Here is a 23,832-nt window from a genome sequence, read left to right on the forward strand (position 1 = left end):
CAAGTATGAGAATGCTCACGCTGTCCGCGCTGGTGCTGGCGCTGAGCGGCTGTGCGGCACAGATGGCCTACCGCGACGGCAAGTCGCTGGTTGAAAAAGACCAGGTGGAAGCAGGGCTGCTGAAGTTCCAGGAAGCGATCCAGGCCGACCCGTCGAATGCGCAATACCGCGCCGCCTATCTGCAGGCGCGCGACCGCGCCACGATTCGGGCGCTGGAGCAGGCGGACCGCCTGATCGCCGAGCGCAAGTACGACCTGGCGGCGCAGAACCTGCAGCGCGTGCTGGCGATGAATCCGCAAAACGAGCGCGCCCGCGCCGGCCTGCGTGCGCTGGATGCGGCCGACCGCTATGACAAGCTGCTGGCCGCCGGCTCGCTGGCGCTGGAGCAGAAGGACTATGACCTGGCCAAGTCCAGGGTCAACGCCGTGTTATCCGAAAAGCCCGACCACGCCCAGGCGCGCGAGCTGCTGCGCGAGATCAACGACAAGGCCCCGCCACCGCCGCCGGATAATGGCTTGTCCAAAGCCTACAAGCAGCCGATCACGATCGAGTTCCGCGAAGCGCCGCTGAAGCAGGTGTTCGATGTAATCTCGCGCCGCTCCGGGCTGAACTTCGTGTTCGACAAGGATGTGAAAAGCGATACGCGCACTACCATCATGCTGAAGAACAGCACGGTGGAATCGGCGATCTACTACCTGCTGATGACGAACCAGCTGGAACAGCAGGCGATGGATGCGAACACGATCCTGATCTACCCGAACACCGCAGCCAAGCTGAAGGAATACCAGGAAACCGTGGTGCGCACCTTCTACCTGCAGAATGCCGATGCGAAGGCCGTCACCAATACGCTGAAGACCATCCTCAAGTCGCGCGACGTGATTGCAGATGAAAAGCTGAACCTCGTCATCATCCGCGACAGCGCCGATGCGATCCGCCTCGCCGAAAAAATCATCGCCACCCAGGATCAGGCGGAGCCTGAAGTGATGCTCGATGTCGAGATCCTCGAAATCAAGCGCACCCGCCTCACGGAACTGGGCGTGGTGTGGCCAAGCTCCGTTGCGCTGACGCCGCTGTCCACCTCGGGCGGCGACACGCTGACCCTGCGCGACCTGGATAACCTGAACCGCCGCACGATCGGCATCAGCGATATCAGCGCCAAGCTGAATGCGAACAAGGCCGATGGCGACGCCAACCTGCTGGCCAATCCGCGCATCCGCGTGCGCAACAAGGAGAAGGCCAAGGTGCTGATCGGTGATAAGGTGCCGGTGATTACGACCACGATTTCGCCCGGCACCGGCGGCTTCGCTTCTGAATCCGTCAGCTATGTGGACGTGGGCCTGACCCTGAACGCCGAGCCGACCATCTACCTGAATAACGAGGTGGGTATCCGCATCCAGCTGGAGGTTTCCAACCTGGTAAGCACGGTGACGACGAAGACCGGCACCACGGCCTACCAGATCGGCACGCGCCAGGCCGCGACCTTCCTGCAGCTGAAGGACGGGGAGAACCAGGTGCTGGCGGGGCTGATCAACAGCGAGGAACGCAGCTCGGCCAATGTGGTGCCGGGCATCGGCGATATCCCCATCCTGGGCCGCCTGTTCGGGTCGCAGAAGGATGACAAGCAGAAGACCGAGATCGTGCTGTCGATCACGCCGCACCTGGTGCGCAATCTGCAGCGTCCTGAAATCAGCGCGGCGGAATTCTCGGCCGGCACGGAAGCGAACTTCCGCCGCAAGCCGGATATCGCGCCGCGCTTGCCGGTCGCGCTGCCGGCGCGTCCGGGCGCGGCTCCGGCGGCTCCGGGCGCAGCGGGCGTGGTCCCGGCGCCGGGCGCACCTACCGCACCTGCCGCCGCCGGCGCACCGGTCACGCTGCCGCCAGGCGCCATGCCGGGCCAGATCCAGCCCGCGCCGGACCTGACCGCGCCGGCCGGCGTGCCGCTGTCCACGCAGCAGCCCGGCCCCGCGACCAGTGTCACGCAGCCTGCAGCGCCTGCACAGCCAGCGCCTGCACCGCAGCCGCAGCCGGTACAGCGATGAGTCCGTGTAACAAAACGTGCCTGACCCCAGAATGCGCGCGCGCGGGTTCACGCTGATCGAATTGCTGGTCACGCTGGCCATCCTTGGCCTGCTGGCCACGCTCGCCGTGCCGGTGGGGCAGACGGTCGTCCAGCGCCGCAACGAGCAGGATCTGCGCCGCGGCTTGCATGAAATCCGCAAGGCCATCGATGCCTACAAGGTCGCCTATGACGAAGGCCGCATCGCCAAGAGCATCACCGGCAACGGCTATCCGAAGAACCTGGAGCTGCTGGTGGAGGGGGTGCCGGACCAGAAAAGTCCCAAGCGCGCGAAGATTTTCTTCCTGCGCCGCGTGCCGCGCGATCCTTTCAGCAGCGACCCGAACCTGACCGACGCCCAGACCTGGGGCAGGCGCAGCTACGCCAGCGAGGCGGACGATCCGCGCGAAGGGGAAGATGTGTATGACGTGTATTCAATCTCGGAGGCGGTGGGCCTGAACGGCATCCCGTACCGCAAATGGTAAGACGCAAAGGCTTCACGCTGATCGAACTGCTGGTGGTGCTGGGCATCATCGCGCTGCTGCTCACACTGGCCGTGCCGCGCTATTTCCCCAGCGTGGACAAGAGCAGGGAAACCGTCCTTGCCGATAACCTGCGCAATATGCGCCTGGTGATCGACCAGTTCTATGGCGACACCGGCCGCTATCCGGACAGCCTGGAGCAGCTGGTCGAGAAAAAATACCTGCGCTCGATTCCGCTCGACCCGATCACGGAGAAGGCGGACAGCTGGCTGATCGTGCCGCCCGAAGATGTGACCAAGGGTGGCGTGTCCGACATCAAGAGCGGAGCCCCCGGCAATGACCGCAGCGGCAAGCCTTATTCGGACTGGTAGGCAGCGCGGGTTCACCTACCTGAGCGTGGTGATCCTGGTTGCCATCATCGGCCTGGTGGGCGCGGCCACCTTACGCCTCGGCGTGACGATGCAGCGCGCGGCGGCCGAAGAGGAATTGCTGCGCATCGGCGCGGAGTTCAGCGATGCCCTGCAAAGCTATGCGGCGGCCACGCCGGCCGGACAGCCAACATTCCCGCCGTCCCTGAAGGAGCTGCTGAAGGACCCGCGCTTTCCCCAGGTGCGCCGCCACCTGCGCCGCATCTATGTCGATCCGATGACGGGCAAGCCGGAATGGGGACTGGTGCGCGCGGGCATCAACAAGCCGGGGACGCCGGGCGCCGTGCCGGGGGCAACGCCAGGCGCACCGGGAGTGCCGCCAACGAGCGAGCCGCCGACCAGTTCGATGTCCGCCGGTGAGGGCGGCATTATCGGTATTTACAGTTTTTCCAGCGCCGAGCCGATCAAGATTGGCAACTTCCCGCAGCGCTTCGTCAGGTTCGAAGGCAAGGCTCACGTTTCCGACTGGAAGTTCACGGCGGAGACGTCGCTGGCGCCCGTGACGACGGCCGTCAAGATGCCGCAAACGCCGGCGGCGCCAGCGAATCCGCTGCAACCGCAACAGCCCGGCATGCAGCCGGCCATGCCGCAGCCCAAGCCCGCGCCGCAGCAGGAACCAGCGCCGCAGGAGCCGCCACAAGCGCCGCAGGAGCCGGAACAGCCCGCCGAACCGCCGGCCGAAACGCCGGAAAAGGCCGAGCCATCTTCACCACAAAACGAGCCCGAACGTAGCACGAATGACCCTCAACGCTGAGACTGTCTGAATTTGTTAACTCTTCAATCGTGCGCGCCTGACAATCTTTAGAAAAATGCTATTCTCTTTACATCCTTATAACGAGATCTAGACCAGCGACGACTACTCTCACGTAAAGGAATGGCATCATGAATCTGAAATTCGCAATCGCAGGTTTGCTGGCCGCTGCTTCTTTTGGCGCTTCTGCTGCTGACCAATCCGTCGCTATCACCACCACGCCGGTGCTGGACACCGATAACCACTTCATCGGCGTAACCAGTGGCAGTGATGGCCTGCTGTCGGGCGGCCTGGACGTCATCACCTTCACCGGTCTGAATGCCGGTGTGTACGATTTCGTGCTGACGCTGAGCGGCCAGAACATCAGCATCGATGGCGCGAAGACCAACCTGAACGGTACTGTTGGCTCGGCTTACGAGTTCGGCAAATACCGATTCTTCGGTGTGGAATACACCGGCTCTTCGCCGTTCACGCTGGAGCTGTACGGCAACGCCATGGCAGGCGCGACCTACAGTGGTGAAGTGACCGTGTCGGCCGTACCAGAGCCTGCCACTTACGGCATGCTGCTGGCAGGCCTGGGCCTGGTTGGCGCGGTCGCCCGCCGCCGCCAGTCTACTTCGCGCGGCGCTTGAAGTCCCGCAGTCGGAAACCCAGCATAAAAAGAATACTGAAATAGACTACGCCGCTCACCGCGACGACCAACAATAGGGCGCCGGCGCGCATAAGGGGATGTGCGCGCATGGCGATCCAGTCAAACTGGGATGCACCGAACCAGGCTCCAACACCCATCACCGCCACCGCCGCCAGCAGTTTCAGGAAGAAGTTCGTCCAGCCGGGCGCAGGCTTGTAGATATCGCGCTTGCGCAAGCCGCGGTACAGGAAGGCCGCGTTCAGCGAGGCGCCCAGGCCGATCGACAGCGCCAGGCCCGCCACCTGGATGTAGGGCACGAAGATCGCATTCATCACCTGCGTGGCAATCAGCACGCCGATGGCGATGCGCACCGGTGTGCGGATATCCTGCTGCGCGTAGAACGCCGGCGCCAGCGTCTTCACGAGGATGATGCCCGTCAGGCCGACCGCATAAGCCATCAGCGGCCGCGCCGACATTTCCGCCGCGTGAGCCGTGAACTGGCCATAGTGGAAGAGGGTGGCGATCATCGGCTGCGCCAGCACGGCCATGCCAACGGCAGCCGGCAGCACCAGCAGGAAGGTCAGGCGCAGACCCCAGTCCAGCAGGGACGAGTACTCAGCATGGTCGCCTTCGACATTGGCCTTGGACAGGCTGGGCAGCAGAATCGTGCCCAGCGCCACGCCCAGCAGGGCGTTCGGGAATTCCATCAGGCGGTCGGCGTAGGTCAGCCAGGAAATCGACCCTTCCGGCAGGTAGGAGGCGATGCTGGTATTGATCATCAGGCTGATCTGGGCGGCCGACACGGCAAACACGGCCGGTCCCATTTTCTTCAGCACGCGGCGCACGCCGGGTCTTTCAGCCCGCCGGCCGGATTCCAGGACAGCGAAGGCAGCATGCCCACGCGCACCAGCGCCGGCACCTGGATGGCGACCTGCAGGATGCCGCCCACCATCACGGCGATGGCCTGGGCATACACGGGGCGTTCCAGGTAGGGCGCCAGGAACAGCGAGCCGGCAATAAAGGAAAGATTCAGCAGCACCGGCGTGAAGGCCGGAATGCGGAACTCGCGCCAAGTATTCAGCACGCCGCCCGCCAGCGCCACGAAGGACATACAGGCGATATAGGGGAACATCAGGCGCGTCATCCACACCGCCTCGTCGAAGGCCGTGCCCTTGCTCAGGCCGGACGCTATCAGGAAGACGAAGGCGGGCGCGCCGACGATGCCCAGCGCGCTGACGATCAGCGTGGACCAGACCAGGGTATTGGCCACATGGTCGACCAGGGTCTTGGCAGCGTCGTGGCCCTGCGCATTCTTGTACTCCGCCAGAATGGGCACGAAGGCTTGCGAAAACGCTCCCTCGGCGAACAGGCGCCGCAGCAGGTTGGGGATGCGGAAGGCCACATTGAAGGCGTCCGTATGGGCGCCGGCGCCAAAGGCGCGGGCAAACAGGGTTTCGCGCAGCAGGCCGGTGATACGCGACAGCATCGTCATGCTGGAGATGGCGGCGAGGGTCTTGAGCAGATTCATGGGCTGCGATTATAGCGAAACCTGCAACGATTCGATATTTGGCAATTGCCCTGGCGGCAAATCCCCGCTATAATTTAAGGCTGTACAGAATTCAGTAAGGCAGGCAAGACGTTCCGCCGGCTCTGAACACACCGGTTTGGCAAACTATTGTTTGCGAACGAACTTTGACAACGAATTAGGATTTCTCATGGCAAATACCGCACAAGCGCGCAAGCGCGCTCGTCAAGCTGTTAAGGCAAACGCTCACAACTCGGCACAGCGTTCCACCCTGCGTACCGCTATCAAGGCCGTGCGTAAGGCAATCCAGGCTGGCGACAAAGCCGCTGCTACCCAGATCTTCCAGTCGTCCGTGTCGACCATCGACTCGATCGCTGACAAGAAAATCATCCACAAGAACAAGGCTGCTCGTCACAAGAGCCGTCTGGCAGCTGCCCTGAAGGCACTGTCCGCTTAAGTTCGTGTGCGGCGGCAGTAGCCGCCAATCTGGTGTACCGAATAACCCGCATGGCGATGGCCATAGCGGGTTTTTCGCTTTGCTTATCGGGTTTTCAGGTCGTCCGGGGAGACTTCGCGCCATTCGCCCGGCAGCAGGGGATGGCTGGACAGGGAAATACCGCCAATCGCGGCGCGCACCAGGCGCAGGGTGGGCAGGCCGACGGCGGCCGTCATGCGGCGCACTTGGCGATTCTTGCCTTCCTGTAAAGTAATCGCCAGCCAGGACGTGGGCTGGCTGGCGCGCTCGCGGATCGGCGGGTTGCGCGGCCACAGCCATTCGGGCTCGGCGATGCGCACGGCCTTGCAGGGCAGGGTGGTGAAATCGCCCAGGTCGAGCGGGGCCTGCAGGCGGGCCAGCACGTCCGGCGTCGGCACGCCTTCGACCTGTACTAAATAGGTCTTGGCTTCCTTGCGGTCCGGGTGGGCGATCTTATGCTGTAGCTTGCCATCGTCCGTCATCAGCATCAGGCCCTCGCTGTCATAGTCGAGGCGGCCGGCGGGATAGACGTTCGGGATCTTGATATAGTCGGCCAGGGTTTCTTTCTCTCCGGAGGGGGAAAACTGGCACAATACCTGGAAGGGTTTGTTGAATAGTATGAGCGGCATTTGTGGATTGTAGCGCCAAGTAAAATACTCGTGCATAATGTGGAACACTAGTGTCTTATGTCTTATAGAAGACCTGTGGAACCCCAACTTCGGAGAACACGATGTACCAACATATCAAAGTACCCGCCGACGGCCAGAAGATCACCGTCAACGCCGACTTTACCCTGAACGTACCGGATACCCCGATCATTCCTTACCTGGAAGGTGACGGCACGGGCGTGGACATCACCCCGGTGATGATCAAGGTGGTGGATGCAGCCGTGGCCAAGGCCTATGGCGGCAAGCGCAAGATCAGCTGGATGGAAATCTTCGCTGGCGAAAAGTCGACCACCGTGTACGGCCCCGATGTGTGGCTCCCGGAAGAGACGCTGGAAGTACTGAAGGACTACGTGGTCTCCATCAAGGGTCCCCTGACCACCCCGGTCGGCGGCGGCATCCGCTCCCTGAACGTGGCCCTGCGCCAGGAGCTGGACCTGTACGTCTGCCTGCGTCCCGTGCGCTGGTTCAAGGGCGTGCCTTCGCCGGTGCGTGAGCCGGAGAAGACCGACATGGTCATCTTCCGCGAAAATTCGGAAGACATCTACGCCGGCATCGAGTGGGCGGAGGGTTCCGATGGTGCGAAAAAGCTGATCGATTTCCTGGTCAAGGAAATGGGCGTGAAGAAGATCCGCTTCCCCGAAACCTCCGGCATCGGCGTGAAGCCTGTATCGCGCGAAGGCACCGAGCGCCTGGTGCGCAAGGCGATCCAGTACGCGATCGACAACGACAAGCCGTCCGTGACCATTGTCCACAAGGGCAATATCATGAAGTACACCGAAGGCGGCTTCCGCGACTGGGCCTATGCCTTGGCCCAGAAGGAATTCGGCGCACAGCTGATCGATGGCGGCCCATGGTGCAAGTTCAAGAATCCGAAGACCGGCCGTGAAATCACGATCAAGGATTCCATCGCCGACGCTTTCCTGCAGCAGATCCTGCTGCGTCCGGCCGAATACTCCGTGATTGCAACCCTGAACCTGAACGGCGACTACATTTCGGACGCGCTGGCTGCGCAGGTTGGCGGCATCGGCATTGCGCCGGGCGCCAATATGTCCGACTCCGTGGCCATGTTCGAAGCCACCCACGGCACGGCGCCGAAGTACGCCGGCAAGGATTATGTGAACCCGGGTTCGCTGATCCTGTCCGCTGAAATGATGCTGCGCCACATGGGCTGGACCGAGGCCGCCGACCTGATCATCAGCTCGATGGAAAAGGCCATCACCTCCAAGCGCGTCACCTACGACTTCGCCCGCCTGATGGAAGGCGCGACCCAGGTGTCCTGCTCCGGTTTCGGCCAGGTCATGATCGAAAACATGTAATCCCGCCGCGACGCGCCGGGATCCTCCCGGCCGCCCGTGCCCAGCCCCGGCCCGCCGCAAGGCCCCGGGGCTTTTATATTAGCCGCGCCGCCAGGCCCAGCACGCCAACCAGCGTCGTCACCTGCAGGCCGATCAGCCAGCGAAAGCCGGATTCAAGTTTGTCCACGCGCTTTTCGAGCTGGTCGTAAAGCTGCCGCATTGCCGCCATCCCGCGCGCTTCCGACTTGTCGATCATAGACTCGACCTTGTCGAATCTGGCGTCGACCTTGTCGAACCTCGCGTCGACCTTATCGAACCTGGCGTCAACCTTGTCGAATCTGGCGTCAGTACGGGCCTCAAACTTATCGATCCGTGCGGCCAGCGCGTCGGTGTTCGCACTCTGGGCCTTGAAGCCTTCGTCTACGTGCTGTCTTAGCAAAGCCAGTTGGCAAGATACCTGTTGCATGGCTTCCTCTAGTGTTTCAGTCCGGCGTTCAAGCGTTTCTGATGGCATGATGCGCTCCGGTGAGGTGAGGTGAGGAGCGTCATTGTTCGCTCGCCCGCGACTATCGTTTGAGGGCGCGCGGGCGAGGAAAGTTCCGTGCTTCAGGCGAAAAAAAACCTCGCGGTTGCGAGGTCTTTTTGAGTCCGAGGCTGAAAATCAGGAAGCTTGGATATTGGAAGCTTGCTTGCCTTTAGGGCCTTGCGTGACTTCGAACTGCACTTTCTGACCTTCTTTCAGGGTCTTGAAGCCGTTCATGTTGATTGCGGAGAAGTGTGCGAACAAATCCTCACCGCCGTCATCAGGAGTGATGAAGCCGAAACCTTTGGAGTCATTGAACCACTTAACGGTACCAGTTGCCATAAAAAACTTTCAATTTAAAAACGAATCACACGAGCCATAAAAGCAAGAAGCTTCCTGCCCCCTCCTCGACAACTCACTTCTTACCAACGTGTACATTTCTGCACAAAGTCGATATCGCATTGTTGGCGGAACAATTTTTAATGTCAAGCTGTTTCACTAGCACATCGTAAGATTTTTGCAACAGCTATTTTCGCAACTCTTGATTTTGCGCGGCAAGACCGCATCTGCGGTGAATCGAGAAAACGCGTAAGATGAGTACTAATGGAAACGCGCCGCTAAATGGGCGTTGCATCTACCCTGAAAGCATTAGAATATAAGCGTATGGCAACCAAGCATGACACTGAAACCGTCCTGGAGCGACAGACGCTGAAACCGCCCCCGATGTATCAGGTGGCGCTGCTGAATGACGACTACACCCCGATGGAATTTGTTGTTGCGATCATTCAAGAGTATTTCAATAAGGACCGTGAAACGGCCACGCAAATTATGCTGAGTGTCCATCGCTATGGCAAAGGAGTGTGCGGCGTTTTCTCTAAAGATATAGCTTCAACCAAAGTGGAGTTTGTTTTAACGCATGCACGCAAGGCGGGACATCCCCTGCAATGTGTGATGGAGGAAGTATGATTGCGCAGGAATTGGAAGTAAGTTTGCACATGGCGTTTGTCGAGGCGCGGCAGGCACGGCATGAATTCATTACGGTGGAACATCTGCTGCTGGCGCTGCTGGACAATCCTTCGGCGGCCGAAGTGCTGCGCGCCTGCGCGGTCAATATCGAGGACCTGCGCAAGACCCTCACGAATTTTATCGGCGACAATACCCCGACCGTGCCCGGCACCGGCGAAGTGGACACCCAGCCCACGCTCGGTTTCCAGCGCGTGATCCAGCGCGCCATCATGCACGTTCAATCGGCATCGAACGGCAAAAAAGAGGTTACGGGCGCGAACGTGCTGGTCGCCATTTTCGGTGAGAAGGATTCGCACGCTGTTTACTACCTGCACCAGCAGGGTGTGACCCGCCTGGACGTGGTCAATTTCATCTCCCACGGCGTCCGCAAGGACCAGCAGGTCGATTCGACCAAGGCGTCCGAGGGTGTGGAAGAGGGCCAGCCGAGCGAAGGCAGCCAGAAGGAATCTCCGCTGGATCAGTTCACGCAGAACCTGAACAAGTCCGCCGCGGAAGGCAAGATCGACCCGCTGATCGGCCGCGAGGACGAAGTGGATCGCGTGATCCAGGTCCTGTGCCGCCGCCGCAAGAACAATCCGCTGCTGGTGGGCGAGGCCGGCGTGGGCAAGACCGCCATCGCGGAAGGCCTGGCCTGGCGCATCACCCAGGGCGACGTGCCCGAAGTGCTGAACAACGCCGTCGTCTACTCGCTGGACATGGGCGCGCTGCTGGCCGGCACCAAGTACCGCGGCGATTTCGAGCAGCGCCTGAAGGCAGTGCTCAAGCAGCTGAAGGATAACCCGAACGGCATCCTGTTCATCGACGAGATCCACACCATCATCGGCGCCGGTTCGGCGTCGGGCGGCACGCTGGACGCGTCCAATCTGCTGAAACCGGCCCTGGCCAACGGTCAGCTGAAGTGCATCGGCGCGACCACCTTCACGGAATTCCGTGGCGTGTTCGAGAAGGATCATGCATTGAGCCGCCGCTTCCAGAAGGTCGACGTGAACGAGCCGACCGTGGAGCAGACCGTGCAGATCCTGCGTGGCCTGAAGTCGCGCTTCGAGGAGCACCATGGCGTGAAGTATTCGTCGTCCGCCCTGTCCACCGCGGCAGAGCTGGCAGCGCGCTTCATCAATGACCGCCACCTGCCGGACAAGGCCATCGACGTGATCGACGAGGCGGGCGCCGCACAGCGCATCCTGCCGAAGTCGAAGCAGAAGAAGACCATCGGCAAGACGGAGATCGAAGAGATCATCTCGAAGATCGCGCGGATTCCACCGCAGACCGTCAACCAGGACGACCGCAGCAAGCTGCAGACCATCGACCGCGACCTGCGCAACGTGGTGTTCGGCCAGGACCCGGCCATCGAAGCGCTGGCATCGGCGATCAAGATGTCGCGTGCTGGACTGGGCAAGCAGGACAAGCCGATCGGCTCCTTCCTGTTCTCCGGCCCGACCGGCGTCGGCAAGACCGAAGTGGCAAAGCAGCTGGCCTTCATCCTGGGCATCGAGCTGATTCGCTTCGACATGTCCGAGTACATGGAGCGCCACGCCGTAAGCCGCCTGATTGGTGCGCCTCCGGGCTATGTGGGCTTCGACCAGGGTGGCCTGCTGACGGAAGCGATCACCAAGAAGCCGCACTCCGTGCTGCTGCTGGACGAGATCGAAAAAGCGCATCCGGATATCTTCAATATCCTGCTGCAGGTGATGGACCACGGCACGCTGACCGATAACAACGGCCGCAAGGCTGACTTCCGCAACGTGATCATCATCATGACCACGAACGCGGGCGCGGAAAGCCTGCAGAAGCGTTCGATCGGCTTTACGGATACGAAGGAAGCAGGCGACGAGATGGCCGACATCAAGCGCATGTTCACGCCGGAGTTCCGCAACCGCCTGGATTCGATCATCAGCTTCCGTGCGCTGGACGAGGACATCATCCTGCGCGTGGTGGACAAGTTCCTGATGCAGCTGGAAGAGCAGCTGCACGAGAAGAAGGTGGAAGCGATCTTCAGCGAGAAACTGCGCAAGTTCCTGGCGAAGAAGGGCTTTGATCCTCTGATGGGTGCACGTCCGATGTCGCGCCTGATCCAGGACATGATCCGCAAGGCCCTGGCCGACGAACTGCTGTTCGGCCGCCTGGTCAGCGGCGGCAAGGTCATCGTGGACCTGGACGAAGCCGACCAGATCAAGCTGGACTTCCCGGAACCGGATGCAGCGCCGACGCCGCCGCCGGAAACCGTCGAAGTCGAGTAAGCCTCTGTCCCCAAAAACCCGCTCCGCAAAGAGCGGGTTTTTTTACGGCCGTCTGAGATGTGAAGATTGGTGAGTATTGAGGCGGGTCTTTCCGCCGACAATGACGCCAACTACGTCTATGAAAGGATTGCTGTGGCTGAACACATCACGCCCGCCGAATGCGACATCGTCATGGAAGGGGGAGTGACATCCGGCGTCGTCTACCCCCGCTTCGTGACAAGACTGGCGCGCCGCTTCACCTTGCGCAGCATCGGCGGCACCAGCGTTGGCGCGGTGGCCGCAGTGGCTGCCGCCGCCGCGCAATACCGCCGCAACGCCGGCGGCGGCAATGCCGGATTCGACCAGCTGGAGAAACTGCCGGAAGACCTGGCGGAAACGGTGGCCGACGGCCGCTCCCGCCTGTTCTCCCTGTTCCAGCCCTGCGCCGACCTGAAGCCGCATTTTGCGGTCATCGAAGAAGCCCTCAACCGGCACAGCATGGTCACCCGCATCGGCGCTTTTGCCGGCGGCCTGCTGCAGCAATTCCAGGTCGGCGCCCTGATCGCAGCCGCACTACTGGTGGCATGGCGCTGGATGGCGCAGACGCTGCCTTCGGGCGGCCTGGCGTGGCTTGGCTTTGCAGTCAGCCTGCTGCTGGCCGCGCTGTTGGGCGCGGGCGTCCACTTCGCATGGACGGCGTGGCGCGGGCTGCGCCGCAACCGCTGCGGCATCTGCTCCGGCATGAGCGACGCAGACAGCGAGTTGCCGGCGCTGACCGTGTGGCTGCACGGCCTGGTGCAAGGGATGGCCGGACTGCCGCTGGCGCAGCCGCTCACCTTCGGCACGCTGCGCTTGTCCAGCCCGTCGATCGAGCTGGCCTTCATCACCACCGGCATCAGTGAATTGAGCAGCCACCGCCTGCCGCATGCGAGCGCGGACTTGCTGTTTCGCGTGTCCGAACTGCGCCAGCTGTTCCCGGCGGAGGTGGTGAAATTCATGGTGGACGCTTCGCTGCGGCGCCGTACCTCGCGGCGGGACACGGTGGACCTGCTGCGCGCCGCCGATCCGCATTTCGATGGCGAGCAGCGTGACCTGTACTTCCTGCCCGACGCGGACGACCTGCCGGTGCTGGTCGGCGCCCGCCTGAGCCTGAGTTTCCCCATTCTGCTGCAAGCCGTACCGCTGTACCGGCTGCGCTTTACCGAGGGCGATGGCGTGGTGCGCGGCGCGCCCGGCGTGAAGCCGGTGTGGCTGAGCGATGGCGGCCTGACCAGCAATTTCCCTATCCATTTCTTCGATGCGCTGCTGCCCGAGCGGCCGACCTTTGGCGTGTCCCTGCAATCGACATTGGCGGAGAAGGCGCCGGCCAGCGAACGTGTGGTCCTGCCCGAGAATAATAACCAGGGCTGGACGCCGCCTTATGTCGACATTCGCGGCCGCGACGGTTTGCCATCGCCGCTGACCTTTATCGGCGCGCTGCTGGTGACCATGCGCACCTGGCGCCACGAAGCGCTGAAACGCACGCCGGGCTATCGCGACCGCGTCGTCGTGATCCGCCATACTGCCGCCGAAGGAGGGCTGAACCTCAATATGCCCGCCAGCGCCATCGCGTCAATGGGTGGAAGCGGCGCGCTGGCCGCGGAAAAAATCATCGAGCGCTTCCTCGATACCGAAGGCGTTGAGAATGGCTGGCTGAATCACCGCCAGGTGCGCATGCGCTGCGCGGCCGCAGTGCTGCAGCCGAAGCTTGATCAACTGGCGAAAGCCTGGAGCACGGGCGGCTACAGCTATGCGGCGCAATGGCAGGATGCGGAGCTGCAGAAAACCATTGCCTACCGCCTGACCGGTCACCAGCAGAAATTTGGCGCCGTCTGGTGGCAGGGCCTGAGCGCAGCAGCCACGCAGCGCCCGCATGCCGACCTCACGCGGCGCAGCCCGAAGCCGCAGCCTACGCTGGATGTGGCGCCGCGTCAGACTTAAAGCGTCGTCATTTCCTTCAGCTGCGCGGCGCGCCGGCGCGATACGTCCACGCACTGGCCGTCGTGCAGGGTGATGGAGAGGCCGCCGCCATCGGCCGGCGCGAGCTGCGCCACGTAATCGAGATTGACGATCTGGCGCCGGCTGGCGCGGAAGAAGCGCAGCGGATCGAGGCGCTGTTCCAGCTGGTTCAGTGAGCGCAGCATCAGCGGCTGTTCGCCGTCGAAATGCACGCGCGTGTAATTGCCCTCGGATTCGAACAGGCGGATGCGGTCCAGCGTGACGAACCAGCAGCGCTCGCCGTCCTTGATGAAGAGCTGCTGCGGGCGCTGCGTGACCGACGGCGCGGGCAAGCCACCAAGGCGCAGCGCGGCACGCGACAAGGCATTGGCCAGGCGTTGCGCCTGGATCGGCTTCTGCAGATAGTCCAGCGCGTTGACTTCGAAAGCGCGCAGCGCGTACTGGTCGAAAGCCGTGGTGAAGATCACGTCCGGCGCGGCATCCAGCGCCTGCAGCAGGTCGAAGCCGCTGCCGCCCGGCATCTGCACATCGAGCAGCAGCAGATCCGGTTGCAAGGCGGCCACCTGGTGCAGCGCTTCCTCCGCATTGGCCGCTTCACCTACGATCTCGACCTGCGGGTGCGCGGCCAGCAGGCGCCGCAGCTCGGCGCGCGCCAGTCTTTCATCATCGACGATCAGTACGCGCATCATGCGGCCACCGGCAGCTGGAGAGTCGCGCGTACCCATCCAGCGCTTTCGCTCAAGTCCAGGCTGGCGTTGCCGCCGACGGCGAGCGCCAGCCGCTTGCGCGTGTTGGCCAGGCCCACGTGCGTGGAATTGGCGAAGGGCAGGATGGCGCCCATGTTGGCGATCTCGATCAGCGTGGCGTCCGCCGTGCGGCGCGCGATGATGCGGATATCGCTGCCCGTGGCGCTCAGCTCCACGCCGTATTTGACGGCGTTCTCCACCAGCGTTTGCAGCGACATGGGCGGGATCATCACGTTCTCCAGCCCCGGCTCCACGCTGATGCTGGCGCGCAGGCGCTCCTCGAAACGAATCTTTTCGATCGCCAGGTAGGCTTGCACGGCTTCCAGCTCCTCGTGCAGCGGCACGGTGTCGCGCTGGCCGGAGCGCAGGGCATAGCGCATCAGGCTCGCCAGCTGGTCCACCATTTGCGCGGCGGCGTCGTGGTTTTCGTAGATCAGTGCGCGCACGCTGTTCAGGCTATTGAAGAAGAAATGCGGGTTGACCTGGGCTTGCAGGGCGCGCAGTTCGATGTCCTTGGCGTGGATTTCCAGGCGCAGCGCTTCGGATTCGAAGCGGTTGGCGCGGCGCAGGGCCAGCGCTGTCATATAGCAGATGTTCCAGGCCAGGAAAATGCTGCCCCACAGGACCAGCGAACCGGGCACGAAGCTCAGGTCGCGCAAGCGCTGCTGCAGCAGGTGGATGGCCAGCGCGATCGATGTGACCTGCAACGGCGCCGGCAGCAGGAAGGGGCCGACGATAAGCCGCCAGTTGATGCCGCTGCGGTTCCAGCCGCGGGCCTTGATCAGCCGGTGCCACAGGTCGGACAGCGCCAGGCCGCTCACGCCCGTCCACACGCAGACTGCCAGCACGCCCTGTTCGCCCAGATGGCTGCCGAAGACGATCATGAAGGCGATGATGATCAGCGTCCAGGCAAGGACTTGCAGTATCCAGTACCAGTTCAGGCGTGCCAGCAGGGGCGGCCGTGCGGGTGCGAGTGGTGCGAGCGCTTCCATTGAGTTCGGTCTCACTTCAGGAATTGGTCGATGCGAGCATACATCCAATCCGGTTCGTCGTACATCATGAAATGGCGCGCCGTGTCGGCAAGTTCGATGCGGGCGCCCGGCAGCTTTGCGTACTGCATGCGATAGGTGGCTTCGATGGCTTCCTTCGGCGCGAAGGCCTTGAACGCAACCCAGGTGCCCAGCACCAGCGTAGGCGCCTTGATGCGGGCGATGTCGCCCCGCATGTCGGTGGCCATCACGCTGTACATGGCATTGGTGACGGTGGCGCGGTCGGAAGCCTTGCCCCAGTCGGAGATGCGCTCGGCGTGGGCGGGCGAAGTGACCATGCCGGCGACGGCGCGCTGCTGGGCGGCCGCATAGCTGGCAGCGTCCTGCTGCGCCATGCCGTCGCGCATGCGGACGGCCATGGCTTGCAGCTGCTCCGGCGTGGCGTTCGGCGCCGCGGTTGCGCCGAGTGCGGGCAGGGCGTCTACGATGACGAGGCGGCCGACCTTGTCCGGATGGTCGCTGGCCAGCTTCAGTGCGAGGAAACCGCCCATGCTGTGGCCGATGACGACCGGCTTATCGAGCCTGTTGGCCGTGATGTAGTCGGCCAGCTGCTGTTCGGCGGCGGCAATCAGCTCGCCTTCCTGCAGTGCCGGCTGGCCTGCGAAGCCGGCCAGCGTGAGCACATGGCACTGGCGCGGGCCGCACAGGTGGGCGGCGGTTTCCTTCCACACTTCGCCGGACGAAGCCAGGCCGGGGATCAGGATGACGGGCTGGCCCGAGCCGCTCACTTCAGCCTTGAAGGCGGTGGCGGCAAAGGCCGGGATGGTTGCGGCGAACAGCAGTGCGGCGATGGTTTGCTTGAACATGATGTGTTTCCTCCTTGTGGAAGCCATCGTATGTCAGGGCGGGGCGGCGGACACGGTGCTTGTGACGAGTGGCTGAAAGCGGTGATGAGCGGCGCTCACGCCGCCACGGGCAGCTGCAGCGTCGCGCGCACCCAGCCGCTGTTCTCGCTCAGGTCCAGGCTGGCTTCCTTGCCGACGGCCAGCGCCAGGCGCTTGCGGGCGTTGGCCAGGCCCACGCGTGTGGAGTCCACGAAGGGCCGGATGGCGCCCGTGTTGGCAACCTCTATGCGGATATTGCCGCCGTCGCGCCGCGCCACGATGCGGATATCGCTGCCGCTGGAACTGCTCTCCACGCCATATTTGACGGCGTTTTCGACCAGCGTTTGCAGGGACATCGGCGGAATCGGCAGATCCTGCAGCCCGTCTTCGATATCGATGCTGGCGCGCAGGCGCTCCTCGAAGCGGATCTTCTCGATCGCCAGATACGCTTCCACCGCTTCCAGCTCCTCGCGCAGCGGCACCGTTTCGGACATGCCCGCCGTCAGTGCATAGCGCATCAGGCTCGCCAGCTTGTCGATCATCTGCGCCGCCGCTTCGGGCGATTCGAAGACCAGGGCGCGTACGCTGTTCAGGCTATTGAAGAAGAAGTGTGGGTTCACCTGGGCCTGCAGCGCGCGCAGTTCGGCGTCCTTGGACAGTACCTCCAGCCGCAGCGCCTCTTCCTGCAGCCGGTTGGCGCGGCGCACGGCGACAAAGGTCACATAGCTGATATTCCAGGCCAGGAAAACGCCGGCCCAGAACAGCAGCAGCATGGGCAGCCAGGAAAGGCTGTCGAAAGTGTGCTTCAGCAGCCAGTCCACCAGCGCCAGGAAGGCTGTCTGCAGGGGCGCGAGCAGCAGCACGGGCCCGGCAATCATGCGCCAGTTGATGCCCACGGCCCAGCGCCGTCCCTTGACGAGACGGTGCCACAGGTCGGAGATCAGCAGGCCGCTGGCGCCCGCCACGACATCATTGACCAGCACATCCAGGCGGTGCAGCTGGCGGCTGGAGGCGGTGATCAGGAACAGGGTCACGAAGGACCAGCCGATCACTTGCAGCACCCAGTACCAGTTGACGGCCTGCAGCCGTTGCGAGCTCGAATTTTTCATGGATAGGAGCATACCGCGAAGGCCCTGCGGCGGCTACCGGCAAAGGATGAGCGGCAGGAAGCGGTGATGAATGGCGGCTAGCCGGCTTCGCCGCCGCGGCGCAGGCGCGAGAACAGGGGATAGCCGAACCAGAATCCCGTCAGCAGCAGGAAGGCTGCGCCGCCGCCGAGGGCGCTGTACAAGTCTTCGTCCGTCACCATATGCAGCACGACATAGACGTCCAGCGCCAAGCCGCCGGCCAGCGGCAGCAGGGCGGAACAGATGGCCGCCGAGGAAACCTTGATGGCATGGTGCGACACGCGGCCCGGTTCGGCCAGGCGGTGGTAAGCGGCCGGCATCATGACCAGGGCAATGGCCATCACCACGAGCGCCAGCGCGCCCACGTGGCAATCCTGCACATGCATGGGCAGCTTCTTGAAGGGCTCATTGAACACGGCAATCGTCTGGAAGCCGAACAGGGCCTGAATACCGGGCAACACCATGCGCGCCTCCTCGATCACGCGGCTCATCTGGTCCTTCAACGATTCCTTTTCAGTAGGCGGGTCCATGCGGACCATTCTAGCGATGCGGCGCTGCGAACGGCGCGCGGCTCAGGTAGAGCTTTCCTCGCGCAAACGGCGCCACAGCGTGGTGCGGCTGATGCCGAGGTACTCGGCGGCTGCGTCGCGCCGGCCGCCAAAACGGGCCAGGATTTCGGCGGCCGATTCGGTGCGGGGGCGCAGCGGTACAGCATCGTCGCCCGGCGCCGGCAGCGCCGTCGCCAGCTCCGGCACAACGGAGGCCACAAAGCTCGGCGTGAGTGCCTGCAGCGGCTCCGCGGCAAGGAAGAGTGCCAGGCGCTCGGTCATATTGCGCAGTTCACGCACATTGCCCGGCCAGTCGTAACGCATGAACAGCGGGGCGCAGGCTGCGATTTCCGCGCTGAGGTTGGGATGGGGGCGCGCGCCCAGCGCCGCCAGCGCATTGCGCAGCGACCATTCGACCAGCGGCACGATGTCCAGCGGACGCTCGCGCAGCGGCGGCAACGTCATGCGCAGCACGGCCAGGCGGTAGAACAGGTCGGAACGGAAGCGGCCCTCGCGCACGCGCTGTTCCAGGTCGCAGTGGGTGGCGCTGATGATGCGCACACTGACCGGGATGGGGCGCGTGCCGCCTACCCGTACCACCTCGCGTTCTTCGAGCACACGCAGCAAACGGGTTTGCAAGGCCAGCGGCATCTCGCCGATCTCGTCGAGGAAGAGCGTGCCACGGTTGGCCGCTTCGAACAGGCCCGCATGGCCGCCGCGCCGTGCGCCCGTGAAGGCGCCTTCTTCGTGGCCGAACAGTTCGGACTCCAGCAGCGATTCCGCGATCGCGCCGCAGTTCACGGCGACAAAGGGACGGTTCGCGCCCAGTGCGCGGGGGCTCTCGCGGTGGATGGCCTGCGCCACCAGTTCCTTGCCGCTGCCCGTTTCACCCTGGATCAGCACAGTGGCGGGCGATTTCGCATACAGCACTACCGCCTGCCGCACGCGCTCCATCACCTCCGACTCGCCGCGCAAGTCGGCCAGGCCATGCTTGGCGCGCAGCGTGTCTGCCACCACGGTGCGGTGACTGCGGTTGGATTCCAGTTGCGCCAGGCGGGCGATTTCCAACGCATCGTCGAAGGCCTGGCGGATCGAAGTCGAGGAGTAGACGAACACGCCGGTGAGGCCCGCTTCCTCGGCCAGGTCAGTGATCCGCCCGCCGCCGACGATGGCCTTGATGCCGGAAGCTTTCAGGTCATTGATCTGGGCGCGCGCATCTTCTTCCGCCGTATAAGTGCGGCGTTCGATGTCCACGCCGAAGGTGGCCGCGAATTCGGCCAGCGCGGGCAGTTCTTCCTGATAGGTGATCACGCCGATGCGGGGTGACACTTTGCGCGCGCGGGCCAGCGCCTGCATGAAGTCGAAACCACTGGCCCTGGCGATGACCAGCGGCACGGACAGGCGGCCTTTCAGATAGGCGGCGTTGGAGCCTGCCGCGATCACAGCATCGCAGCGCTCCGTCGCGAGGCGTTCGCGGATGTGGCGGGCCGCTTCGTCGAAACCGAGGTTGATCGGCTCGATCGTGGCCAGCGCATCGTATTCCGGCGTGATATCGCGGAACAGTTCGGACAGGCGTGAAACGGCAACCGTCCAGATGACCGGCTTGTCGGCGGGATCGAAGGGCAGGGGGGTGGAATGTCTCATGTTTCAATTATAGCTGTTTCACGTGTTTCAATGTGAAACGCTGAGAATGATGATGATGTCGCAAGTGCTTGATTTTACGTGGGGTGAGGGCCTGGCATGGCACTTGCAATAATGTCCCCAAACCAATCCGTTTGAAAGGACATCATGAGCCAATACTCCGCCGGCGCCGCCTTCCGCAAGGCAGTGCAAGAAGAAGCCCCGCTGCAGGTGGTGGGCGCGATCAATGCGAACCACGCCCTGCTGGCCAAGCGCGCCGGTTTCCGAGCGATTTACCTGTCCGGCGGCGGCGTTGCTGCCGGCTCCCTGGGCCTGCCGGACCTGGGCATCTCCAACCTGGACGATGTGCTGACCGACGTGCGCCGCATCACCGACGTGTGCGATCTGCCGCTGCTGGTCGACGTGGACACCGGCTTTGGCGCCTCCGCCTTCAATGTGGCGCGCACTGTGAAGTCCATGATCAAGTTCGGCGCGGCCGCCATGCACATCGAAGACCAGGTTGGCGCCAAGCGCTGCGGCCACCGTCCGGGCAAGGAAATCGTGACGCAGGGCGAGATGGTGGACCGCATCAAGGCTGCCGTGGACGCGCGCACCGACGAGAACTTCGTCATCATGGCCCGCACCGATGCGCTGGCCGTGGAAGGCCTGGACGCCGCCATCGAGCGCGCCGTAGCTTGCGTGGAAGCGGGCGCGGACATGATCTTCCCGGAAGCGATGATTACGCTGGATATGTACAAGCAGTTCGCCAAGGCCGTGAAGGTGCCGATCCTGGCCAACATCACCGAATTCGGCTCCACGCCGCTGTTCACCGTCGAGGAACTGAAGTCCGCCGACGTGGGCCTGGTGCTGTATCCGCTGTCCGCCTTCCGCGCCATGAACAAGGCCGCCGAGAACGTGTACGGCGCGATCCGCCGCGATGGCACGCAGAAGAATGTGGTCGATACGATGCAGACCCGCGCCGAATTGTACGAGCGCATCAATTACCACGATTTTGAACAAAAATTGGACGCATTGTTCGCCGCCCGAGAAAAAATAACGCGGCCGTCGAGCCGCCGAGAAGCGTAGGGCGGATCATTGATCCGCCGTCTTTGATTCACCGAGGAGATTAAACAAAATGACCGACGCACCAACCTTCAAACCAAAAAAATCCGTTGCCCTGTCCGGCGTTGCTGCGGGCAATACCGCGCTGTGCTCCGTGGGCAAAACGGGTAACGACCTGCACTACCGCGGCTACGACATCCTGGACGTGGCCAATGTCTGCGAATTCGAAGAAATCGCCTACCTGCTGGTGCACGGCAAGCTGCCAACCCAGGCGGAACTGAAGGGCTACAAGACCAGGCTGAAATCGCTGCGCGGTCTGCCGCAGTCGGTGAAGTCCGCGCTGGAAGCGCTGCCTGCGTCCGCCCACCCGATGGACGTGATGCGCACCGGTTGCTCGGTGCTGGGCTGCACCCTGCCGGAAAAGGACGATCACAATATCGCCGGCGCGCGCGACATCGCCGACCGCCTGATGGCCTCCTTCGGCTCCATGCTGCTGTACTGGTACCACTTCAGCCACAACGGCAAGCGCATCGAAGTGGAAACCGATGACGACTCGATCGGCGGCCACTTCCTGCACCTGCTGCACGGCGCGAAGCCGTCCGAATCCTGGGTGCGTGCGATGCACACCTCGCTGATCCTGTACGCGGAACACGAGTTCAATGCTTCCACCTTCACCAGCCGCGTGATCGCCGGCACCGGTTCCGATATCTACTCCGCCGTGACCGGCGCGATCGGTGCGCTGCGCGGCCCGAAGCACGGTGGCGCCAACGAATTCGCCTTCGAAATCCAGAAGCGCTACGAGAATGCCGATGAAGCCGAAGCGGACATCCGCAAGCGCGTGGAAAACAAGGAAGTGGTGATCGGCTTCGGCCACCCTGTGTACACCATCTCCGACCCGCGTAATGTGGTGATCAAGGACGTGGCCAAGAAGCTGTCCGTGGAAGCCGGTTCGACCAAGATGTTCGACATCGCCGAGCGCCTGGAATCGGTGATGTGGGAAATCAAGAAGATGTTCCCGAACCTGGACTGGTTCTCCGCCGTGTCCTACCACATGATGGGCGTGCCCACCGCCATGTTCACGCCCCTGTTCGTGATCTCGCGCACCTCCGGCTGGTCCGCGCACATCATCGAGCAGCGCATCGACAACAAGATCATTCGCCCAAGCGCGAACTACGTGGGCCCTGAAGACCTGCAATTCGTACCGATCAAGGACCGCAAGTAATCATGAATACCGCATTCCGCAAACAGCTGCCGGGCACCAAGCTCGATTTCTTCGACGCGCGTGAAGCCGTCGATGCGATCAAGCCGGGCGCCTGGGACAAGCTCCCATATACCTCGCGCGTGCTGGCTGAAAACCTGGTGCGCCGCTGCGACCCGGCCACGCTGAACGCGTCGCTGGAACAGCTGATCGAGCGCAAGCGCGACCTGGACTTCCCCTGGTTCCCGGCGCGCGTCGTCTGCCACGACATCCTGGGCCAGACCGCACTGGTGGACCTGGCCGGCCTGCGCGATGCCATCGCGGACCAGGGCGGCGATCCGTCGCTGGTCAATCCGGTGGTGCCGACCCAGCTGGTGGTCGACCATTCGCTGGCCGTGGAGTGCGGTGGCTTCGATCCAGACGCCTTCGACAAGAACCGCGCCATCGAAGACCGCCGCAACGAGGACCGCTTCCACTTCATCGACTGGACCAAGAAAGCCTTCCAGAACGTGGACGTGATCCCGCCCGGTAACGGCATCCTGCACCAGATCAACCTGGAGCGCATGTCGCCCGTGATCCAGGTGAGCGACGGCGTGGCCTATCCGGACACGCTGGTCGGCACCGATTCCCACACCCCGATGGTCGATGCGCTGGGCGTGATCGCCATCGGCGTGGGCGGCCTGGAAGCCGAGACCGTGATGCTGGGCCGCGCATCCTGGATGCGCCTGCCGGACATCGTCGGCGTTGAGCTGAGCGGGAAGCCGCAGCCGGGCATTACCGCCACCGACATCGTGCTGGCGCTGACCGAATTCCTGCGTAAGGAGAAAGTGGTGTCGGCGTACCTGGAGTTCTACGGTGAAGGCGCCACCGCGCTGACGCTGGGCGACCGCGCCACCATTTCGAATATGGCGCCCGAATTCGGCGCCACGGCCGCGATGTTCTCCATCGACGAGCAGACCATCAAGTACCTGAAGCTGACCGGCCGCGACGACGAACTGGTGGCGCTGGTCGAGCAGTACGCCAAACACACCGGCCTGTGGTCGGACAGCCTGAAGAACGCCGAGTACGAGCGCGTGCTGAAGTTCGACCTGTCCACCGTAGTGCGCAATATCGCCGGCCCGTCCAACCCGCACAAGCGCGTGGCCACGACCGATCTGGCAGCGCGCGGCATTGCCGGCGTGGTGGAGAACGAACCTGGCAAAATGCCGGATGGCGCCGTCATCATTGCGGCCATCACCAGCTGCACCAACACCAACAACCCGCGCAATATGATTGCTGCCGGCCTGCTGGCGCGCAATGCGAACAAGGCCGGCCTGCTGCGCAAGCCGTGGGTCAAGTCCTCGCTCGCCCGGGCTCGAAAGCCGTCACGCTCTACCTGGAAGAAGCGGGCTTGCTGCCGGAGCTGGAAAAGCTGGGCTTTGGCGTGGTCGCTTATGCCTGCACCTCGTGCAACGGCATGTCCGGCGCGCTCGATCCGGTGATCCAGAAGGAAGTGGTGGAGCGCGACCTGTACGCAACTGCCGTCCTGTCGGGCAACCGCAACTTCGACGGGCGTATCCACCCGTATGCGAAACAGGCTTTCCT

At 63.1% G+C, this 23,832-nt stretch carries 21 protein-coding genes and 2 pseudogenes; 13 read left to right on the plus strand and 10 right to left on the minus strand.

The features are described 5' to 3' along the window. Positions 1-5 precede the first annotated feature (5 nt). The 5 genes from ACHMW6_RS08865 (at position 6) to ACHMW6_RS08885 (ending at position 4,349) form a co-directional block, all read left to right on the plus strand. Positions 6-2,039: a secretin N-terminal domain-containing protein gene (locus tag ACHMW6_RS08865; protein ID WP_395406767.1), complete on the plus strand. Its 2,034-nt coding sequence runs from the start codon at positions 6-8 to the stop codon at positions 2,037-2,039. A gap of 31 nt (positions 2,040-2,070) precedes the next feature. Further along, positions 2,071-2,541, plus strand: a complete 471-nt coding sequence (locus ACHMW6_RS08870; protein WP_395406768.1) for a type II secretion system protein — start codon at positions 2,071-2,073, stop codon at positions 2,539-2,541. Further along, positions 2,535-2,909, plus strand: a complete 375-nt coding sequence (locus ACHMW6_RS08875) for a type II secretion system protein (RefSeq protein ID WP_395406769.1) — start codon at positions 2,535-2,537, stop codon at positions 2,907-2,909. Before ACHMW6_RS08870 ends, ACHMW6_RS08875 begins: the two co-directional genes overlap by 7 nt. After that, the gene (locus ACHMW6_RS08880; protein WP_395406770.1) at positions 2,875-3,720 is read left to right on the plus strand and encodes a type II secretion system protein; all 846 of its coding nucleotides are present in this window, start codon (positions 2,875-2,877) and stop codon (positions 3,718-3,720) included. Before ACHMW6_RS08875 ends, ACHMW6_RS08880 begins: the two co-directional genes overlap by 35 nt. Before the next feature lie 128 nt (positions 3,721-3,848). Next, positions 3,849-4,349, plus strand: coding sequence for an FxDxF family PEP-CTERM protein (locus tag ACHMW6_RS08885; RefSeq protein ID WP_395406771.1), 501 nt, complete (start codon positions 3,849-3,851; stop codon positions 4,347-4,349). Here ACHMW6_RS08885 and murJ read toward each other — a convergent pair. Continuing rightward, positions 4,330-5,876 (minus strand): annotated as a pseudogene (murJ, locus tag ACHMW6_RS08890) (murein biosynthesis integral membrane protein MurJ). The gene ACHMW6_RS08885 and the pseudogene murJ overlap by 20 nt on opposite strands. A 187-nt stretch (positions 5,877-6,063) precedes the next feature. Here murJ and rpsT point away from each other — a divergent pair. After that, a complete protein-coding gene (gene rpsT, locus ACHMW6_RS08895; RefSeq protein ID WP_395406772.1) occupies positions 6,064-6,330 on the plus strand; it encodes a 30S ribosomal protein S20 in 267 nt (88 codons plus the stop codon). 83 nt (positions 6,331-6,413) lie between these two features. On the opposite strand, the gene ACHMW6_RS08900 is transcribed toward rpsT, so the two are convergent. Continuing rightward, entirely contained in the window at positions 6,414-6,977 is a 564-nt protein-coding gene (locus ACHMW6_RS08900) for a pseudouridine synthase (RefSeq protein WP_395406773.1), read from the minus strand. 101 nt (positions 6,978-7,078) lie between these two features. On the opposite strand from ACHMW6_RS08900, the gene icd reads away from it, so the two are divergent. Beyond that, entirely contained in the window at positions 7,079-8,332 is a 1,254-nt protein-coding gene (gene icd, locus ACHMW6_RS08905; RefSeq protein WP_395406774.1) for an NADP-dependent isocitrate dehydrogenase, read from the plus strand. Positions 8,333-8,405: 73 nt separating this feature from the next. On the opposite strand, the gene ACHMW6_RS08910 is transcribed toward icd, so the two are convergent. Continuing rightward, positions 8,406-8,825: a hypothetical protein gene (locus ACHMW6_RS08910; RefSeq protein ID WP_395406775.1), complete on the minus strand. Its 420-nt coding sequence runs from the start codon at positions 8,823-8,825 to the stop codon at positions 8,406-8,408. A 147-nt stretch (positions 8,826-8,972) separates the two neighbouring features. Next, positions 8,973-9,176, minus strand: coding sequence for a cold-shock protein (locus ACHMW6_RS08915; protein WP_107141363.1), 204 nt, complete (start codon positions 9,174-9,176; stop codon positions 8,973-8,975). Between the two features lie 321 nt (positions 9,177-9,497). On the opposite strand from ACHMW6_RS08915, the gene clpS reads away from it, so the two are divergent. From clpS to ACHMW6_RS08930, 3 genes are all read left to right on the plus strand, one after another. After that, a complete protein-coding gene (gene clpS, locus ACHMW6_RS08920; protein WP_130185626.1) occupies positions 9,498-9,800 on the plus strand; it encodes an ATP-dependent Clp protease adapter ClpS in 303 nt (100 codons plus the stop codon). Continuing rightward, complete coding sequence (gene clpA, locus ACHMW6_RS08925) at positions 9,797-12,097, plus strand: ATP-dependent Clp protease ATP-binding subunit ClpA (RefSeq protein WP_395406776.1); 2,301 nt, start codon at positions 9,797-9,799, stop codon at positions 12,095-12,097. Before clpS ends, clpA begins: the two co-directional genes overlap by 4 nt. A gap of 69 nt (positions 12,098-12,166) precedes the next feature. Further along, entirely contained in the window at positions 12,167-14,056 is a 1,890-nt protein-coding gene (locus tag ACHMW6_RS08930) for a hypothetical protein (protein ID WP_395406777.1), read from the plus strand. Here ACHMW6_RS08930 and ACHMW6_RS08935 read toward each other — a convergent pair. From ACHMW6_RS08935 to prpR, 6 genes are all read right to left on the minus strand, one after another. Next, positions 14,053-14,763, minus strand: a complete 711-nt coding sequence (locus ACHMW6_RS08935) for a LytR/AlgR family response regulator transcription factor (protein WP_395406778.1) — start codon at positions 14,761-14,763, stop codon at positions 14,053-14,055. The two genes, ACHMW6_RS08930 and ACHMW6_RS08935, sit on opposite strands and share 4 nt — an antisense overlap. Then, on the minus strand, positions 14,760-15,812 hold the full coding sequence (locus ACHMW6_RS08940) for a sensor histidine kinase (protein ID WP_395406779.1): 1,053 nt from the start codon (positions 15,810-15,812) through the stop codon (positions 14,760-14,762). The genes ACHMW6_RS08935 and ACHMW6_RS08940 overlap by 4 nt, the downstream gene beginning before the upstream one ends. 11 nt (positions 15,813-15,823) lie before the next feature. Then, positions 15,824-16,675, minus strand: coding sequence for an alpha/beta fold hydrolase (locus tag ACHMW6_RS08945; RefSeq protein WP_395406780.1), 852 nt, complete (start codon positions 16,673-16,675; stop codon positions 15,824-15,826). Positions 16,676-16,770: 95 nt separating this feature from the next. After that, complete coding sequence (locus ACHMW6_RS08950; RefSeq protein WP_395406781.1) at positions 16,771-17,802, minus strand: sensor histidine kinase; 1,032 nt, start codon at positions 17,800-17,802, stop codon at positions 16,771-16,773. Positions 17,803-17,879: 77 nt separating this feature from the next. After that, entirely contained in the window at positions 17,880-18,350 is a 471-nt protein-coding gene (locus tag ACHMW6_RS08955; protein ID WP_395406782.1) for a DUF6328 family protein, read from the minus strand. 42 nt (positions 18,351-18,392) lie between these two features. After that, positions 18,393-20,012, minus strand: coding sequence for a propionate catabolism operon regulatory protein PrpR (gene prpR, locus ACHMW6_RS08960; RefSeq protein ID WP_395406783.1), 1,620 nt, complete (start codon positions 20,010-20,012; stop codon positions 18,393-18,395). A 144-nt stretch (positions 20,013-20,156) separates the two neighbouring features. On the opposite strand from prpR, the gene prpB reads away from it, so the two are divergent. The 3 genes and pseudogenes from prpB to acnA all read left to right on the plus strand — a co-directional run. Continuing rightward, on the plus strand, positions 20,157-21,074 hold the full coding sequence (prpB, locus tag ACHMW6_RS08965; RefSeq protein WP_395406784.1) for a methylisocitrate lyase: 918 nt from the start codon (positions 20,157-20,159) through the stop codon (positions 21,072-21,074). Between the two features lie 49 nt (positions 21,075-21,123). After that, positions 21,124-22,272 (plus strand): 2-methylcitrate synthase, encoded by a 1,149-nt coding sequence (gene prpC, locus ACHMW6_RS08970; RefSeq protein WP_395406785.1) that lies wholly within the window; start codon positions 21,124-21,126, stop codon positions 22,270-22,272. Positions 22,273-22,274: 2 nt separating this feature from the next. Next, positions 22,275-23,812 (plus strand): annotated as a pseudogene (acnA, locus tag ACHMW6_RS08975) (aconitate hydratase AcnA); the annotation flags it as partial. Between the last annotated feature and the right edge of the window lie 20 nt (positions 23,813-23,832).

The organism is Pseudoduganella sp. UC29_106, from assembly GCF_044055365.1.
GTDB lineage: Bacteria > Pseudomonadota > Gammaproteobacteria > Burkholderiales > Burkholderiaceae_D > Rugamonas.

What these genes read in the sequence shown, in the direction of transcription:
- ACHMW6_RS08865 (WP_395406767.1), top strand. Translation starts at nt 6, where the DNA reads ATGAGAATGCTCACGCTGTCCGCGCTGGTGCTGGCGCTGAGCGGCTGT.
- ACHMW6_RS08870 (WP_395406768.1), top strand. Translation starts at nt 2,071, where the DNA reads ATGCGCGCGCGCGGGTTCACGCTGATCGAATTGCTGGTCACGCTGGCC.
- ACHMW6_RS08875 (WP_395406769.1), top strand. Translation starts at nt 2,535, where the DNA reads ATGGTAAGACGCAAAGGCTTCACGCTGATCGAACTGCTGGTGGTGCTG.
- ACHMW6_RS08880 (WP_395406770.1), top strand. Translation starts at nt 2,875, where the DNA reads ATGACCGCAGCGGCAAGCCTTATTCGGACTGGTAGGCAGCGCGGGTTC.
- ACHMW6_RS08885 (WP_395406771.1), top strand. Translation starts at nt 3,849, where the DNA reads ATGAATCTGAAATTCGCAATCGCAGGTTTGCTGGCCGCTGCTTCTTTT.
- rpsT (WP_395406772.1), top strand. Translation starts at nt 6,064, where the DNA reads ATGGCAAATACCGCACAAGCGCGCAAGCGCGCTCGTCAAGCTGTTAAG.
- ACHMW6_RS08900 (WP_395406773.1), bottom strand. Translation starts at nt 6,977, where the DNA reads ATGCCGCTCATACTATTCAACAAACCCTTCCAGGTATTGTGCCAGTTT.
- icd (WP_395406774.1), top strand. Translation starts at nt 7,079, where the DNA reads ATGTACCAACATATCAAAGTACCCGCCGACGGCCAGAAGATCACCGTC.
- ACHMW6_RS08910 (WP_395406775.1), bottom strand. Translation starts at nt 8,825, where the DNA reads ATGCCATCAGAAACGCTTGAACGCCGGACTGAAACACTAGAGGAAGCC.
- ACHMW6_RS08915 (WP_107141363.1), bottom strand. Translation starts at nt 9,176, where the DNA reads ATGGCAACTGGTACCGTTAAGTGGTTCAATGACTCCAAAGGTTTCGGC.
- clpS (WP_130185626.1), top strand. Translation starts at nt 9,498, where the DNA reads ATGGCAACCAAGCATGACACTGAAACCGTCCTGGAGCGACAGACGCTG.
- clpA (WP_395406776.1), top strand. Translation starts at nt 9,797, where the DNA reads ATGATTGCGCAGGAATTGGAAGTAAGTTTGCACATGGCGTTTGTCGAG.
- ACHMW6_RS08935 (WP_395406778.1), bottom strand. Translation starts at nt 14,763, where the DNA reads ATGATGCGCGTACTGATCGTCGATGATGAAAGACTGGCGCGCGCCGAG.
- ACHMW6_RS08940 (WP_395406779.1), bottom strand. Translation starts at nt 15,812, where the DNA reads ATGGAAGCGCTCGCACCACTCGCACCCGCACGGCCGCCCCTGCTGGCA.
- ACHMW6_RS08945 (WP_395406780.1), bottom strand. Translation starts at nt 16,675, where the DNA reads ATGTTCAAGCAAACCATCGCCGCACTGCTGTTCGCCGCAACCATCCCG.
- ACHMW6_RS08950 (WP_395406781.1), bottom strand. Translation starts at nt 17,802, where the DNA reads ATGAAAAATTCGAGCTCGCAACGGCTGCAGGCCGTCAACTGGTACTGG.
- ACHMW6_RS08955 (WP_395406782.1), bottom strand. Translation starts at nt 18,350, where the DNA reads ATGGACCCGCCTACTGAAAAGGAATCGTTGAAGGACCAGATGAGCCGC.
- prpR (WP_395406783.1), bottom strand. Translation starts at nt 20,012, where the DNA reads ATGAGACATTCCACCCCCCTGCCCTTCGATCCCGCCGACAAGCCGGTC.
- prpB (WP_395406784.1), top strand. Translation starts at nt 20,157, where the DNA reads ATGAGCCAATACTCCGCCGGCGCCGCCTTCCGCAAGGCAGTGCAAGAA.
- prpC (WP_395406785.1), top strand. Translation starts at nt 21,124, where the DNA reads ATGACCGACGCACCAACCTTCAAACCAAAAAAATCCGTTGCCCTGTCC.